Annotated in this window: 18 protein-coding genes; 17 read left to right on the plus strand and 1 reads right to left on the minus strand. The window is 34.0% G+C overall.

Going from position 1 to position 16688, the window contains the following annotated elements:
* Nucleotides 1-514: 514 nt before the first annotated feature.
* The 17 genes from A3EE_RS0111885 (at nucleotide 515) to A3EE_RS0111970 (ending at nucleotide 15495) form a co-directional block, all read left to right on the plus strand.
* Nucleotides 515-1414 carry a DUF6089 family protein gene (locus A3EE_RS0111885; protein ID WP_018343671.1) on the plus strand — a complete coding sequence of 300 codons (900 nt, stop codon included), beginning with the start codon at nucleotides 515-517 and terminating at the stop codon, nucleotides 1412-1414.
* Between the two features lie 105 nt (nucleotides 1415-1519).
* Nucleotides 1520-2401 (plus strand): succinate--CoA ligase subunit alpha, encoded by an 882-nt coding sequence (gene sucD, locus A3EE_RS0111890; protein WP_018343672.1) that lies wholly within the window; start codon nucleotides 1520-1522, stop codon nucleotides 2399-2401.
* Between the two features lie 458 nt (nucleotides 2402-2859).
* Complete coding sequence (locus A3EE_RS0111900; RefSeq protein ID WP_018343674.1) at nucleotides 2860-3333, plus strand: REP-associated tyrosine transposase; 474 nt, start codon at nucleotides 2860-2862, stop codon at nucleotides 3331-3333.
* 238 nt (nucleotides 3334-3571) lie between these two features.
* Nucleotides 3572-4222 carry a hypothetical protein gene (locus A3EE_RS0111905; RefSeq protein ID WP_018343675.1) on the plus strand — a complete coding sequence of 217 codons (651 nt, stop codon included), beginning with the start codon at nucleotides 3572-3574 and terminating at the stop codon, nucleotides 4220-4222.
* 480 nt (nucleotides 4223-4702) lie between these two features.
* A complete protein-coding gene (locus tag A3EE_RS0111910; RefSeq protein WP_157446997.1) occupies nucleotides 4703-8596 on the plus strand; it encodes a CHAT domain-containing protein in 3894 nt (1297 codons plus the stop codon).
* Nucleotides 8597-8821: 225 nt separating this feature from the next.
* The gene (locus tag A3EE_RS0111915) at nucleotides 8822-9316 is read left to right on the plus strand and encodes a hypothetical protein (RefSeq protein WP_018343677.1); all 495 of its coding nucleotides are present in this window, start codon (nucleotides 8822-8824) and stop codon (nucleotides 9314-9316) included.
* Between the two features lie 139 nt (nucleotides 9317-9455).
* On the plus strand, nucleotides 9456-10031 hold the full coding sequence (locus tag A3EE_RS0111920; RefSeq protein WP_018343678.1) for a hypothetical protein: 576 nt from the start codon (nucleotides 9456-9458) through the stop codon (nucleotides 10029-10031).
* 66 nt (nucleotides 10032-10097) lie between these two features.
* The gene (locus A3EE_RS0111925; protein WP_018343679.1) at nucleotides 10098-10553 is read left to right on the plus strand and encodes a hypothetical protein; all 456 of its coding nucleotides are present in this window, start codon (nucleotides 10098-10100) and stop codon (nucleotides 10551-10553) included.
* Between the two features lies 1 nt (nucleotide 10554).
* The gene (locus A3EE_RS0111930) at nucleotides 10555-11010 is read left to right on the plus strand and encodes a DUF6438 domain-containing protein (protein ID WP_033417881.1); all 456 of its coding nucleotides are present in this window, start codon (nucleotides 10555-10557) and stop codon (nucleotides 11008-11010) included.
* 29 nt (nucleotides 11011-11039) lie between these two features.
* On the plus strand, nucleotides 11040-11558 hold the full coding sequence (locus A3EE_RS0111935; protein WP_018343681.1) for a hypothetical protein: 519 nt from the start codon (nucleotides 11040-11042) through the stop codon (nucleotides 11556-11558).
* A gap of 7 nt (nucleotides 11559-11565) precedes the next feature.
* The gene (locus A3EE_RS0111940) at nucleotides 11566-12051 is read left to right on the plus strand and encodes a hypothetical protein (protein WP_018343682.1); all 486 of its coding nucleotides are present in this window, start codon (nucleotides 11566-11568) and stop codon (nucleotides 12049-12051) included.
* A 96-nt stretch (nucleotides 12052-12147) separates the two neighbouring features.
* The gene (locus A3EE_RS0111945) at nucleotides 12148-12612 is read left to right on the plus strand and encodes a hypothetical protein (protein ID WP_157446998.1); all 465 of its coding nucleotides are present in this window, start codon (nucleotides 12148-12150) and stop codon (nucleotides 12610-12612) included.
* A 153-nt stretch (nucleotides 12613-12765) separates the two neighbouring features.
* On the plus strand, nucleotides 12766-13263 hold the full coding sequence (locus A3EE_RS0111950; protein ID WP_018343684.1) for a hypothetical protein: 498 nt from the start codon (nucleotides 12766-12768) through the stop codon (nucleotides 13261-13263).
* Between the two features lie 175 nt (nucleotides 13264-13438).
* Nucleotides 13439-13810: a DUF4345 domain-containing protein gene (locus A3EE_RS0111955; protein ID WP_018343685.1), complete on the plus strand. Its 372-nt coding sequence runs from the start codon at nucleotides 13439-13441 to the stop codon at nucleotides 13808-13810.
* 30 nt (nucleotides 13811-13840) lie between these two features.
* Complete coding sequence (locus tag A3EE_RS0111960; RefSeq protein WP_018343686.1) at nucleotides 13841-14182, plus strand: nuclear transport factor 2 family protein; 342 nt, start codon at nucleotides 13841-13843, stop codon at nucleotides 14180-14182.
* A gap of 56 nt (nucleotides 14183-14238) precedes the next feature.
* Nucleotides 14239-14745 carry a hypothetical protein gene (locus A3EE_RS0111965; protein WP_018343687.1) on the plus strand — a complete coding sequence of 169 codons (507 nt, stop codon included), beginning with the start codon at nucleotides 14239-14241 and terminating at the stop codon, nucleotides 14743-14745.
* A gap of 345 nt (nucleotides 14746-15090) precedes the next feature.
* A complete protein-coding gene (locus A3EE_RS0111970; protein WP_157446999.1) occupies nucleotides 15091-15495 on the plus strand; it encodes a hypothetical protein in 405 nt (134 codons plus the stop codon).
* 3 nt (nucleotides 15496-15498) lie between these two features.
* Here A3EE_RS0111970 and A3EE_RS0111975 read toward each other — a convergent pair whose 3' ends face one another.
* On the minus strand, nucleotides 15499-16554 hold the full coding sequence (locus A3EE_RS0111975) for a zinc-binding metallopeptidase family protein (protein ID WP_018343689.1): 1056 nt from the start codon (nucleotides 16552-16554) through the stop codon (nucleotides 15499-15501).
* Nucleotides 16555-16688 lie beyond the last annotated feature (134 nt).

Genomic DNA, 16688 nt, shown 5'->3' on the forward strand with positions numbered 1-16688 from the left:
CTATATTCTTGGGGCGATGCCCCAAGTTTTGTTATTACAGACTTACAGTCTGTGGCGACCAATAACGATCCGCTGTTTTGCGGGTAACATAATTCATATCATGACAAAATTTTTATAGTACAGATATAAAGTCATTGAATAATTTGTAACTGTATTTAAATAAAAATTGTCAGATTGTTTTTTCGTCGGATATAGGCTGTAAGCCTATCATATTATAACTTGGGGCATCGCCCCAAGGGTGACCGTGCGTAGGCTAGCGCAAGCATTCGCTTGTGCTTTTTATTGCACTTATCATTCCATAGTTTTCTAACTTTATATTTAACCGTTGGCTAAAGCCAACGGTAACGAAAGCCCAGCATCCCTTTGATTAAGAAATGCTAGGCTTTCGTTGCCGTCACATTTATGTGACGGTTTTATTTTATTTGCTTTAAGCAGTACGAATAACTAATTAACATTCCAGTTACTTTTTCGTTATATTTACCATATAAGTTTTAACTAGTATCTAACCGTAGCTGTGATAAAACGCCTGATTTTTCTTATTGGAATTCTTTGCATACAGTACCCTTCTTTCGCTCAAAAGAAAGGCAGGGGAGCAGACTATTATTCCTTTGGAGTAAATACCATGGGCACGTATTTTTTCGGAGATGTATCTTCCGGTATTCAGACAACCCGCTGGGGACTTGGCTTGCAGTACCTCAATAAACTTACCGCACACATTGCTTTTACTGCCGATATCAATTATATCCGTCTGGTTGCAGACGACGATCTGGTTGTTTCTCCCGGAGATAAATTGCATTCAAATGCCTATGTCCGCAATCTACACATGCGCAACGATGTGGTAGAACTGGGTGTGCACGGGCGCTATGAGTTTTTGCCTTGCAACGATTATTTTGCAAAACGCAAAAAGTTCAATGGCTTTGCAACATTTGGTGTGGGTTTGCTGTATTCCAATCCGCAGGCGAAAGACTCTGCCGGATATTGGCACAATCTTCAACCCATGCATACCGAAAACAAATCCTATTCATCCTTTACCGCATACATTCCGGTTTCGTTGGGGGTACAATATAAAATTAGCAACCACTTTGATGTTGAATTTGAATTGGGCTACCGGTTTACGTTTACCGATTATCTGGACGATGCCAAGGGAACCTATGTCGATCCTTCGACTTTGGAAAGCAAGGATGCTAAATACTTCTCAAACCGCTCTGCCGAAGCAACCGATTCATATACAGGGAAAAACAGAGACCTCAACTACATTCAAAACGAGCTCGGATATCCCATTTTAACCACTTCAGACGGGTATTCCTATGTTTCGTCCACTGCACCCGGTCAGCTTCGGGGAACCCGCTTCGGTCTGGATGGGTATTTTGTGGCCATGGTCCGGGTCGTCTATATTATCCCTAGAAGGCACTAAGTTGTCCACGAAAAGAAGATTCACAGTAATTTTAATCGGGTTCGGCTTTTTTTACCCCCAAAAAATTTTATTTTTGTAATACTTAATCCTTTAGCTATACAAAAAATGAGCGTTCTAGTTAATAAAAATTCAAAAGTTATCGTACAGGGTTTTACTGGTACGGAAGGAAGTTTCCATGCACAACAAATGATTGAGTATGGAACAAACTTAGTTGGTGGTGTGACTCCAGGTAAAGGCGGTTCTTTGCACTTAGATAAACCGGTATTCAATACAGTAGCAGATGCAGTTGCTAAAACAGGTGCAGATGTTTCGATCATCTTTGTTCCACCAGCTTTTGCTGCGGATGCAATCATGGAAGCAGCAGATGGCGGCATTAAAGTTATTATCTGTATCACGGAAGGTATTCCGGTGAGCGATATGATTGATGCAAAAGCATACGTTACAAAAAGAAAAGTAACATTGATCGGGCCAAACTGTCCGGGTGTTATTACTCCAGGCGAAGCGAAAGTTGGTATCATGCCGGGTTTCATTTTCAAGAAAGGCAGAATCGGTATCGTATCTAAATCAGGTACGTTGACATACGAAGCAGCAGATCAGATCGTGAAATCAGGTTACGGTATTTCTACTGCAATCGGTATTGGTGGTGATCCAATCATTGGTACTACTACGAAAGAAGCGGTTGAATTATTGATGAACGATCCGGAAACAGATGGTATCATCATGATCGGTGAAATTGGTGGTCAGTTGGAAGGCGACGCTGCGAAGTGGATCAAGGCACACGGTACAAAACCGGTAGTTGGTTTCATCGCAGGACAAACAGCTCCTCCGGGACGTCGTATGGGTCACGCAGGTGCAATCGTTGGTGGTGCAGACGATACAGCAGCAGCGAAGATGAAGATCATGGCTGAGTGCGGTATTCACGTTGTACAATCTCCGGCTGATATCGGTGAGACAATGGCAAACGTTATGAAGAAACAATTGGCGTAATTAGTAAACGCTTTTTAATATTAGAAACCCCGGTGTGTTAGAGCAGCGGGGTTTTTTGTTTTTAACATTGGTTGTTTATTTGGGGAAAGTTGGGGTATTTAGAGACTTAGAAATCATTATGAAGACATTAATAAAAAAATGCCCAACAAATAATTATAAAAATATTTTTGAATCATTAGAAATACTAAATGAACTGCGAAAAGATCATTACGTTTTTGCAGGAAAGCCCGATAGTCCATTAGATAAAGTTCTAGGTAACTTTTCAAAGGATAACAATAAAGGTTTTATTTTCTACTGTTGTTGGTGCTCCCCATTCTTACCTGAGCCACCACTCAACTCGTTGTTGTGCCTTTTCTGGCCAACAACCAACTGCTGTGTGATGTTAAGTCTTTTATTCAAATATTATTTAACTTTTGATAATTTGAATAAAATGAAGCAATAAGTAATTTTCTTATCCTATGGAAAAGATTATTTATTACCCAGTATTTTTTACTGCTACGGTTCGAGATTGGAAAAAATTATTAAAACCAGAAAAATATAAAGACATTGTTTTAGTACAATTAAAAGAGCAGGTAAACAAAAAACAATTGATTGTATACGCTTATTGTGTAATGGACAATCATATTCACATTATCTGGCAGGTGAAAGGAGATATTGATCCGTCAGAAGTTCAGAAACAATTTTTGGAAGGATGTAGCAAACAAATAAAAAGAGATTTAGAAATACATCATCCTAATGTATTATTAATTTTCAAATCTACTCAGAAGGACAGAGCATATCATTTTTGGAAACGGAATGGCAGGTCGATTGAATTGTATGATGATGTTATATTTCAACAAAAGTTAGATTATATCCATTTCAATCCAGTAAAAGCAGGTCTTTGTAACTTACCAGAAGAATATATATATATTCAAGCGCGATACATTATTTAGAGGATGATTTCAGTGATGATTTGTTAACTCATTATAGAGGATAGAGTAGTGGGCTGTTGGCCAGAAAAGGCACAACAGCGAGTTGATTTGTGGTTAGTTTAAAGTGATGGATACCATCAAGGAGTGAGAGTTAGTACAAACAGGGCGGAAATTAATACCTTGCAGTCGCTGGCCAAATGTTCACTCTCACACCAACAAATACGAAGTCGTAATATAAACGAGCTTTAAATCATAAAACATGAATAGATATTTCTTTATATGCATCGTATGTTTTCTTTCAATAAGTAGTTTAAAGGCGCAAACCGGAAAATATGTATATAAGGATAGTGCTGGATATATTAGCGGATGGATTGAACTCTTTGATAGCGGCAGGTTTGAAATAGTGTATGGTGATGCATGCTTTAATACCTGTACTTCGGCAGGTATGTATGAAATAATGAAAGATTCAGTTCAACTAAAATTCTTTCAGATATTTCCTTCACAAAAAGAAGTTATAGAGGAAAAAAAATCGGATAAAAAAGTACATGTGTCTGTACAAATATTTTGCCTTCAAGATAGTAGCATTGTTACATCGGCTACTATTTTTGCAAGAGATTCGTTAGGCAGAGCGTTTAAATTGGATCATAAGATTGATGCGGACGGTATGAAATCTTTAGCTATTCCAAAAGGAAAAACCATTCGATATGTCCGTGTATCTGCGCTGAATTATATAGATTGTGAGATAGTATTTCCAGAAAAATACGATACTGATTTTTCAATAAAAATTTATTTAAGTAAAAATCCTTTACTTGAAAAATCATATAGTGGTCCAATAGAAACTCAAGGTTGTCTGTATACAAATGGGACAAATGAAATACTATTTGGCGAAGCTTTATTGATAAAATATTAAATGATTCTTCGCCCTTTCCGCCGAGTTTGGTAACCATATCAGATTCCTTACCTCACAACCACGGCGAACTTAATGGGAAGTTTAGAGTTCGTACAAACAGGGCAGAAAATTATACAGGTAAGGCAGTTATTAGATAGGAAAAAATACTATTATATAAATTTTTGTGAATTTTGTGTTTATTGAAATAAAAATATATATTATTAGTTCACATACACTTTGTTCATTTATTCAAAGATTATAGTGGCATACTATTAATAACAACTGTTAAACCTGCAAAAAATGTTCGTTTATTTACCATCCAAGTCTTCTTTTTTTCTTTTTCTTTTTTCGCTTGTTACGTTATATTCTTTTGGACAAGGGTATATAAAAGACAATAAGAATAATTGTCAGGTTTATATGATGTCTGAACTTGATATCCGTACGTGTAGTTGGGATGGATCCTGTCAAGATGGATACGCAGAAGGCTCAGGAGAACTTGATGTGTATGAAAATGATACGCTAATTTTTCACTTTAAAGGGACACTACAAAAGGGGAAATATGTTAAAGAATGTGAATATTTTTATCCGAATGGTACTTACAGGAAATCATATTGTGATACTATTACACATAAGGCTGGAGCCACTTATATAAAGAATGAAGATGGCACTATTTTTATTGGAGAATTTGATGCCTGCATATCAGGCAATGGTGCATACACAATGATAGATACGGATGGTAATAAATATGAAGGATGGTTTGAGAAAAGTATTTTTGCTAATGTTAACAATCCCAGTATTATAAATTCAATCTATTATACAAACGGAACTATTTTTAAAGGCATTACTAAAAATGATGGATATTATTTTCTTCAATCAGGTGTAGTTTATTATCCAAATGGGGATTCTCTTGTTCTGGGAATGGTTGCCAATTCAATTGACAACATCAACAAAGGGACGTATTATTTTAAGAATGGGAATATGATTTCCTTTAATTCTAGGGATAAATATTATAACAATACTATCAGCGAATATTCAGGTATTGCGCAATTAAAAGATCGTTCTACGGTGATTGTTTTGGAGAAGAAGCAGGAGTTCTATTTTGGATGGAGAACATATCCGAATGGTACTAGGTATATAGGTTGTATGAAAAACTTGGAACCATTTTATTTGGGTATGATTATGAATCCAGATGGTACTTCTAAAATAGCATATTTTGATGGAATTAATAGCAGAAGTAACCTGCCGAATAAAATCTCAATTGCAGAGAAAGGATATATAAATGCAATCGATCATTTTGATTATTTGAAATTATTTCTGCAAATAATGAAAGAATCTAAGAATCCTTTTTTTGATGTGTTAATTACTCTTCAGAAAATAAAAGACGATAAAAAGTTTACGCATCAACTAGAAGATTCATTGGTTTCATTAACTACTCATTCGGGATTTGATTTTAATACTTATAAGAATTACTATTTTTTCAAATATCCTTTAGATACAACTGGATTTATACAGGCAATAGATTTTGAGTATTGCTTTGACGTTTATAAGAAACAAACGGAAGGTTACATTTTAGAATTAGTTTCTCAAAACAATAATCGTTTTTTTGAATTATTAATAGCTGCTCAAAAAGAAGGTTCTTCGAGTTGTCTGTTAGAATACTTGATTGGATTAACAGGAAAATCTAATTTTAGCATTTCGGATTTTGAACTATATTATAAATTAAAATATCCTACTAATACAACCGGATTCTCTAAGATATTGGCTAATCTGTATTTTAAAAATAAAGGTTTTTATAGTATGCATAAATATTATTATTTAAAAACTAAGGATAATGAAGTGAGGCATATTTTCAATAATCAGATAAGGGAGTATTTTTTTAATAATAAACTTCAAAATTCGAATTATTATTCAACACTTAATGATGATATTTTTTCTGATAGCATTTCTGGAATGTTAATCGATATGAGAAAGGATCTCAATAATATGAAAATGGATGGAATTCCAGAAAAAATTAATTTTGCCAAACAATTGACAACCAATTTTAAAGATCAAGATTTACGATTACAATACGACTACTTAATTCATATTTTCCATTCTGATTTCTATTTTGAAAATTATCAGTTTGAAGAATCAGAAAAATTATTGATTGAAATATATCCATTTAAAAATGATCATTTTATTATTGGAGGTAGGTTGTTACGAATCTATGCACTCATGAACATGTATGCTGCAGGTGATACTATTTTAACATCATTCAGAAAAACGTATTGGATTGATTTTAATGGAATACCTGAATTTATAGTGTTGCAAAATTTTGAATCATTATCGGGATTTATGTATTTTCTTAAACAGAAAGACCTTAGTTTTATTGGACTTGACCGTTATATTCTCTATCCAGAACCAACCAATGGAGAAATGACCACCAATTTTAATATATATACAATAAAAAATCTATTATTATCAATGGAACTTGATAACAATAGGAGAGATGATTCCAAATTTGTTCGACGCGTTTCGAATGTGTGTCAGGCAGAATTGGGCGTATATCATCCATTAAGTATTGTGGCGCTGGAAAATGTAATTTTTTACAACGGTGGAAATTATGCACCAGATGCTACTTATAGCCCAGAGGAGTGTCAGCAGCTTCTGGATACTACCTTGCAAATGCTACTTGATTATTATCCCATGTATTCTGAGCAACTGCAAAAATCGTTGTTTAAACGTGCCATGTATGCAAGTACTTCAGCTGAAACAAAAAAATGTTTTGATTTGTATTTTCAATCTAAACAAGCACAAATAGATAATGTATTTCCACATCTGAGTAGTTACTCGAAGCGGATGTATTTTTCGAAATATCAAAAACAAGCACAAGGATTTTATGCCAAGTGTTATACCTTTTCTCATGCCGGAAATAATCCCTATTCTTCTACATCTGAATATGAGGATCCGGAACCTATAAAAATAGATTTTCAATTTTTAGGAGATTTTTACAATGAAGTTATTCGCAATAAAGGTTTTTTACTTGGAAATGAAATTGCTTTAAAACGGAAAATAGTAGCGTCAAAAGATACTACTCTCATTTCTGATTACAAAAAACTTATTGCCCTTAAAAATGCATTTTCCAGGTATACACTATTTTCGCCTGAAGAGTTAACATTAAATAATATATCAATTGATCAGATTGAAAAAGAAATTAATGAAAAAGAACAACTGCTGGAACAGCATGTTGGAATGAATTCAATGTCTCCAATGATAAAAGCTACATGGAAAGACATTCAGAAAAAATTAAAAGGAGGACAGGCAGCGATTGAAATTGTTAAAGCAGATAGTGGTACAGATTTTTTATATTATGTATTGTATATGGATGCCAAAACCAAAGATCATCCTGTTGTACTTTATTTGAAAGATTCTATATATACGGAAAAGCATATATATGCTTTTTATAGAAATTCGATTACTGCGCGATTGAAAGATACCTTGAGTTATTCAATTATGTGGAATCGAATTGATAGTCTACTTACGAGTCGAAAAATAAAAACACTTTATTTTTCACCTGATGGAATTTATCATTTAATGAATGTACAGACCTTCCTTTCGAAGGATGCCTATATTGCAGATAAATACAAGGTTGTTTATCTGAATAATACAAAAGAAATTTTAGATTCGAAGCAGCAATCATCCAATACAAGGATTGCGTTATTTGGCAATCCAGATTATAGCGCTTTAGGTGAAGAAGTGATTCAGCAAAATTGGGAATCTGCACCAACAAGAAGTTTTCAAGGTGCATTACAAGATGCTACATTCACGCCACTTCCGGGTACTGCAGTTGAGATTAAAAATATTTGTGAAAATTTTCAATCACGAAATATTTCAGCCACAATTCTGGAGGAAGACTCCGCTACTGAATCAAACTTTAAGAAGACCACAAATGTATCTATTTTACATGTAGCAACACATGGATTCTTCATGCCTTCTACGAGCGGAAGTTTTGACGCTATGTTATATTCAGGTATTGCACTTGCAGGAGCAAATAATGCTTACAGAAATACCAATGGAGAAAATGGTATAGTGACAGCTTATGAGGTAAAAGATATGGATTTAGAAGGTACATCTATGGTAGTTTTATCAGCATGTGAAACTGGACTTGGAGAGAACGCTGGTTTTGAAGGTGTATATGGATTGAAACGTGCACTTCAAATAGCAGGTGCTCATTATGTAATATCTTCTCTATGGAAAGTAGATGATCATACCACTCAGTTGTTAATGTCGTATTTCTACAAAAATCTGGGGGAGGGCAAAACTATACATCAAGCATTCCTTCTTGCACAGAACATGGTTCGTAAAGAGTATCCTCATCCATATTATTGGGGAGCATTTGTAATTACAGGGTATTAACCTTTCTTGTTGTAATTTGTATTCATTGCGGTGAACTGTCAGCCGTTAGCGCAAGAGCAGATTGATTTGTTTAGAGGAAGGCCGCTCGGCAGCCCTGATATAAATCTATGAAGTTCTCCGTTATGTCTTTTCGGCCAACCACTATGTGCTCTATGATGTTGACATTTTTTGAATTAAGATTATTTAAATTTTGAAAAATAAATTATGAAGATATGTTACATATTTATGTACGTGCTTTATTGCAGCGGAACCTTTGCACAGACAGATAATGTCGTGAATAGTATTCGTAAGGCAGTGGAGCAAATAAATGCAGACAAATCGCTTACGACAAAGACTCTTGATAATGAGCAGTTTTTAGAACAAACAACTGATCGCGGCGGACAACTTACCGGATATTTTAAAAACGGCATTTTGGTTAAAATTGTTGAACGTATAGGTCTCTCAAGTTGCGTTGACATCAACGAATATTATATTCAAGACAATAAATTAATTTTCGTATACGCTCAGGGAAAAGAGTTTAAATATATTGACAGTTCCGCTACATTCAATTCAAGTTTTCAAACAGTGACAATGGAATGTCGGTTTTATTTTCAAGAGGATAAATTATTAAAATCTGTTTTAAGCGGTTCTACACGTTGTGAAGGAAAGCCATCAGAGAGTTGGTTCAAAAAATATCAGGATAAATATGTGCGCTATGTATTGTTGCTGACGAATGAATAAAAATTCAGATAAAAAGGATTTGTAAACCGCTTGAAGCATACTGTTGGCCGATGGCACAACAGCGGGTTGATTCGTGATTAGGTGAGAAATGTAAACACCAACGTAATTAAAAAACGATAATAGCTAGTAGACTTAAAGAATGAAAGGTACACTAAAATATGTATTTCTTGGACTTATAATGACAGGATTGTTTGTTTGGATGGTCATAGAACAGAAAAATATTTTTGCATGGTTTGGATTGATGTTGTTTGGTCTTATGTCTTTGGGATACCTGCTTAAACTTTTATTTCCCAATGCAACATTTCTAAAGGACTTAAAGACAACTTCAGTTGAGAACAAACCCTTTGATGAAATATATAACGACAATGGGTTTTTCGAATATAAGGAAAATGGTTTTAAACTTAATTCTGATGGCGGACAGGTGGAAATAAAGTGGGACGAGATACAAACCATTTTTGGTTACAAAGCTGATCTGTATACGACGGATTGTATATGCGCTGACATATTTTTAAGCAATGACAATAGTTTTAGAATAACTGAGGAAACAACAGGTTGGTTTCAGTTTCTAATTCACTTAAAGGAAAAATTTCCTGCTATTGATAGGTCCTGGGAAATCGAAATAATGTTGCCGGCATTTGACCCAAAGTTGACATTAGTTTACGATAGAGCAAACCGGACCTTAGATGAAGCAAGCAAACAGTACTACAAGGATTGATTAGATTAGAGAGGTAAGCTCCCAGATACGTTAAAATTTATAAATTCGTACAAAACAATATCAATTATGAAGCTATTTTTATACGCTATTTTATTTTTTATATTTTCAGGTTGTTGTTTAACCGAAAGTAAATGCAATAATGATTACACAACATTTAATTTAAAAATTGTGGATGCTACAAGTGGAAAGGATCTTGTATTTGGTTCAGCCAAAATCTATAATGCGGATTCAATTAAATTATTTTCTTTAATGGGTGTTGATACGATCAAATATTTTTGCCAGCCTACAATAGCCTCATATGGAACAGATAGTGCTTTATTTGTAGATGTTCATGTTCCGAGCAATTATCCTGTTTATTTACGTTTAAACAATTCTGATATAGATACGCTTCAAATTTTGTATTCAACGTATGATCAAGGAAGATGCTGTGCGGATTATAAAATAATGAATTCAATTATATACAACAATAACAATAGTCTGATTACGGGTAATGCTTTTGTGGTTATACCTAAAAATAATTAATATGAAGACTATTTACTTGCTGACTTGTATACTTATTGGGCTATACAGTTGTTCAAATGGACAAGCAAAAAATACAGACATTGATTCACCAGACTCTATTGTTAAAATTGAAATGAACCTGAGTGCATTTGGAGTGGAGTCTGACGACTTTCCTTCAATTGATGTGAAGATCGACTTTGTCAACGGTACAAGCACTTGTGTGAAGTCATTTTATGATCCTGCACATGAAGGTTCGACGTACTCCTTAACGAAAAGTGAAATGGATGCAATACTGAAATTGCTTAAGATTTCCGATCTTGAAAAACTTAAAAAAGAGTATACAACGAATAGGTCAGATCAGCCAAGATCAAAGACAAAGATTTATACTACTAAAAAAATATTTACTATTGACGATTACGGATTTGAAGGAGAGTATCCGTTACAGGAACTTTATAAAATTGTATATAGAATTGACTAATTACTAATTTAAAATACGTTAATTAAAATATGCTTTTAACTGAAAAACAAAAAAACAGAATTCATACAAACCTTGCATCCGGAAATTTTAATGTACCTGCTGAAGTTCAGCATTTGGTTGAACAAGGATTTTCTGAAGGTGAAGCAGCTCTGAAAATAAAAGAAGAAATAGGTGCGTACAGACAGAGACTTTTTGATCAAAAAATAGAAAAAGAAAAAGGAGAGGAATATGAAAAGCTTGCATATGCTCTTGTAGTAATGGTTGCAATTCTCGGTCCGATTATGGGCATTGGTTCTTTTGTGTGGTATTTAGCTGCGTGTGCCATTGCAGGTGGTATCGGCTATTGGGCGTTTAAAGATAAACCACTTGCCGGTTTGGCAGGATCTATATGTGCTGTTATTATGCTACCTCCAATTTATGAATGGTATGTGTCGGGTAGGGAAAGCATCATTAAAATAGAAATGTTAATCCCGGTTGGATTAGCATTAGTACCATCTTATTTGGTTGGTTACCTCGTTTATATAACTTTTTATTCAAATAAAAATTAAACAACACATGGCTACAAATCACATATTTAATGAAAAGCTTAAAAGATTCGAACCAATAGAAACCTCTTGTCAATTTTGTAATAAACGTTCTTCGGATAAAATGGACAGAAACTATTTTGTGCCCGTGTTTCGTGAAGAGGATCGGACAGATATCATCGTATACAGTTCGGTTAAGTTTAAAAAAGTTTTAATCGGAATTCCCAGATGTACCCAATGTTTTGTGATTCATCAAAAAAGTGTTTATAACAGCTGGATCATAAGCGTACTGACGGGTATTGTGTGTTCCGTTTTAGGGTTTGTATTTTTGGGTTTATATGGAGTTTTTGTTTTGATCCCGGCGTTTGTTTTGTCCATAGTAGCACCCATGCTTATAGATTCTGTATTGATTCGAAAGAAAGGCATATTGACACCGAAAGATGGCGCTATGAAAGATCCATTGGTTCAGGATTTGGTGATTTCAGGATGGTCCCTGAATCAGCCATCTCCGAGATAGAGTTGCATTTCCATGCACCCTTTTTCCTAAGCTCTGAAGTTCGCCGTGGTTATGCCTTTACGGCCAACCACCAATTATAATTCAAAAACATCGGACATGAAAAATAAAGTAGTATTCGTTCTTCTGATTCTCCCTCTGATCTTTAGCTCATGGACAACAGATACAAAAGATCATCTGAATGCGAATTCCTGGAACATCAGTATTGGTGAAAATGTATTGTTGGCTTCCTGGAAAAATAATAAGATGGGAGATGTTGCAATTTTTGATAAAACAAAATTTAAATCTACAGATACATTATTCGCAGGACGTTTTATCTGCGGTTCTCTTGGACAACCTACCGTGACAACAATGGAAATAAAAAATTATAAAAATGAAGTTATTAAAAAAGTTGTAAACAAGAATTATCGTCGCTGGGGAACAACAGCATATGTACCCCTGTCGCAGATTGTTAATTTAACTGACTTCAAATCCGGACAAACAATAAGCATCTTTTTAACAATTGATTTTCTGGACGGCGAAAGTGCTCAACCGATGTTGCTTGGGAGTCTGAAGGTAAAGTAAGCTTTATTTATAGTACTATGGGAGTTCAATCAGAAATAAATAATTAAAATGAAAATGTTGATTGAGAATTTCCTGAATGAGGATTCTGAATTGAAATAATTTTTGATAGTTAGTTGGTTAAGCGGTGTCAATCAGATTGAAAAATATAATACTATGAGATATTTATATACATTAATAATTATCATTTTAATTGGATGTGAAACGAAACAACAAGGATATTCGGACTTAGATTTATTATATTCGGATTTTGTGAAAGTGTTAAAATCAAATAACGAAGATGATTTGAAACAATATTGTTATAAGATTACTCCAGATGTAGGGACAATAGATTATATGAAAAAAAATAATTTTTCATATCGGGGTTTATTGGAACAAATAAATAATTCAAAAGATAGTATAGATAAAAAACAAGAAATATATTTCCAACAAATCTCTCAATACAAACAAAATCTAATACTTACGCATCAATTGAATGATCTAACATATATTGGTAGAGAAAGAGAAGATGAAGAAATGTTGTATAAAGATTTAAACATAATGATAACAGAAACATTTATAAAGATGCGTTCAGGAAATGATACAATACAATTTAAGTTAGGTGAAATGCTAAGGATTGATGGTGTTTGGAAAACTTTTACAGAACCTAGATAATGTTAATTATGTAATCAGCTCTTCGGAATTTGTAATTCCGAAGTCAGATATAAAGGATTTGTAATCCTGTTGCAGTGGGCTGTTGGCCGCTGGCACAACAGCGAGTTGAGTAGTGATTAGGGTAGATAGGTAATTACCAACATAAGTTAGAATTGTCATTAAGCACAGATAAACAATGGAAATAACATTACAGATCATTTTAAGTCTCGTTGCATTGATATGTTTCACAGTAGGTACAAACCAACTGCTAAAAGGTGCAGCAGGTTTTTTACCTGAAACTATTCCGCCTCAACCGGCTTTAGATAATCCATTTCGGTTTTTGAGTGCCATGTTTTTAAGTTTTTCTTTTTTATTGATCTGGGTTGTCATTCACATTCATGAAGTACACGATCTTATTTATTTTATAGGTATTGTTGTCAGTTTTGCCGGTTTAGGTAGATTGTATTCCAGAATAAAAATTGGTTCTGCAGGAACGTATTTGTATTATGTAATGTGGTTTGAAATTGTTCTGGGTATTGGTATTATGGTGCTGCAATATTTCAGATAAAGAATTGACTGTATATAATTGAAATATAAAATGAAAGACACAGATATTGAAAAAGTCATCCGTCAACTTATCAAAGCTCTAAACGCATTTGATGTAAAAACGGCACTTACATTATTCGCAGCAGATGCAGTGATTGATGACATTTCAGTAGGAGAAACATTTAGAAATAAATCCGGTGTGCGTCACTATCTCGAGAAGTTTTTTGTTGGTTACAATACGGTAACTAAATTGGAGTCTCTGGAAATTATTAGTAGTAAACAGGCCAATGCACAGGTTGATTTTACCGGCAATTTCGGACATGAGACCGGTGCCTTGAATGTACTCATTAATGCCGATGGACTTATTATAGGGATTGATGCACATTTAGATTAAGGCTAATGTATAACCTTTGAATATTATTGAACAACATATTAATAAATGAAACAATTATGAAAAAGTCAGCTTATCTAATTGTATCTATTTCATTGCTCATTTTTATTTCTTCCTTTCAACAGAAAAAAGAAATCATTCAAGGCGATCTGTATTTTGGTTTTTTTCGATTTGGAAGTTTTTATAACCAGCCGGACAGTGTAGTGAATGCCTTTAAAATATATGCAGATACCGTTGACCGAACGAATATACGAGACTTGGATAAATTGGTATTAGAAATGTATGATACCTTAAAGAAGGAGAATTTATTATTCAATCCTTTTATTGAGTTGTATATGGGCAATGACTCAATCATCAAATTATATCTTGCTAAATCAGATTACGATAAAATAAAAATATATAAACGAAAAGAATTACAAGATCATAATAAAAAAGTCAGAATAGAAGCGGAAGCCAGATACCTGGGCAATGGCATGTTTGTGTGTGAAAAACTTATTTCAGTTAAGAAGGTTCATGGAGATACATTTCAGACTCAAAGTAAATTTAAAATAGAAGACTATTATTAAATCATAAGATAAACAATACGAATGGAATTCTTTCCTATAAAATCATTGCTTATGGACAACCCTATGGAACTATTTTAAGAAGTAATCTGGGTCAACAATCATAAAATTGCAATCAAAACAAGTACAAGAGAGGATAATAAAATCACTAAAAAGATGGATGAAAAGATTCGTTATGAAGTTGCTGAAATTCCTCTGAAATAATAAAAAGCTTAATATTAATGGCTTTCGTTGCTATACTATGTTATTGAATTATTAAGAAATAAATTGCCCTGAGAAGTCTTTCGGATTATTTTTTACATTTGATTATTGAGTTAAATGATTCTTCATACATCAAAATCTAAAATCATGAAAAGAATATTTTTAGTACTGTTTATTTGTGTATTTTTTTCCTGCAAAAAAGAGGACGTTAAAGTTAATGAAGAGTCTCCTTTAATAGGCCAATGGGATAGCTATTATTACATTTGGGGCAACCAAAGTACTGGCACGAGTTCTCCAGCATACAATGTGTTATTCAATTACGAACAAGGTTTTGAAATTTTTACGGATAAAACCTATGTATCTCGATATATTTCAGCACATACTGATTTAAATCCAGGCACATGGCAAAGTGTAGGAGACTCAATTACCTTTACACATATTAATATTGATGGCAATAAGGAAGCGCTTACTTTTGCTATTACTAAGGTTGATAAAAGTGAGCTGATTATGAAAAGAAAGGATGGTTTGTCTATCTATTTAAAAAAGAATTAATACTTACTGTACCGTGCGATTTACCTTGCATACATCGTGTATAAACGATAATTTTTCTACAACTTTTTCAGAGATCACAAATGGATAGAAGTCTGGGTGACCCATACTGCGATTCAGATTATTCACCATAAAAGTTAAGGGAACCCACAGATCAAATAATTTCTTGAAATCGGCAACTGTATAAGGATCTACATTAATTGAAGTTGTAGTATTTGCTGTATTTAATCCGGCACCAAATGAATAAGCTGTTTCAAGTGTATCCATGATGTGCATGTAATGCGCCCAGGATTCGGCCCAGTCTTCCCATGGATGTGCAGATGAATACACGCTGATGAATTGATCTTGCCAATTGTTGTTCGGAGTTGAATTGTAATACTGCTCTAGTGCCTGATCGTAATCGACTGTTTCGTCACCAAATATTCTTCGGAACTGATTCAGCAGCGGACTGTTTTTGATCAGTTGATCCCAATAGTAATGTCCGATCTCATGACGGAAATGCCCAAGCAGTGTCCGGTATTTTTCTCCAAGATCAAGTTTATGTTTGGTGCGTTGGGCTTCATCCGCTTCATCAATATTTAAAGTAATAACACCCAGATCATGGCCGGTCATTATTTTTTCTTCCGGATTGGAAGAAAGATCAACCATGAAATCGAATGCAATACCATCAATACTTTCATTTATTTTTTTTCGAATCGGTAAATTCAATCGCAGTAAAGCATACACAAGTCGATGTTTTGCAGATTCTATTTTATCCCAGCGTTCTTTATTTTCTGGATTAATCAAAGGCGGGATGGTTCTGTTTAAATCACACGCAATGCAATAGGTGAAAATGCTATTTGCCGGAAGGAGCCAGTTACAATTTCCTTGTTGCGCATTCAAACAATATTTATAGGTGTTGTTTGTTTTTATATTGACATGTATAGGGCCGGTTGGTTTTTTTTGAAGTGTAATCATAGATAATTGAAGACTATCAAAACCAACGGACTGACTGCATTTCAAGCAAACCGTATTTTCAAAGTATAATGCGTTGTTGCAATTGCTGCAAAAATATAGTTTCATAAGATGTACAAAGGATATAGTATACTCATATTCGGGGGATAATAGTATATATGCAAAGTAGCAGTAAAACAAGGAATTATGTTTTACACAAAAAGTAAAAATGATTATATATTTATAAGATTTGGTTTATAATA

The sequence above is a fragment of the Cytophaga aurantiaca DSM 3654 genome (genome assembly GCF_000379725.1).
Classification (GTDB): Bacteria; Bacteroidota; Bacteroidia; order Cytophagales; family Cytophagaceae; genus Cytophaga; species Cytophaga aurantiaca.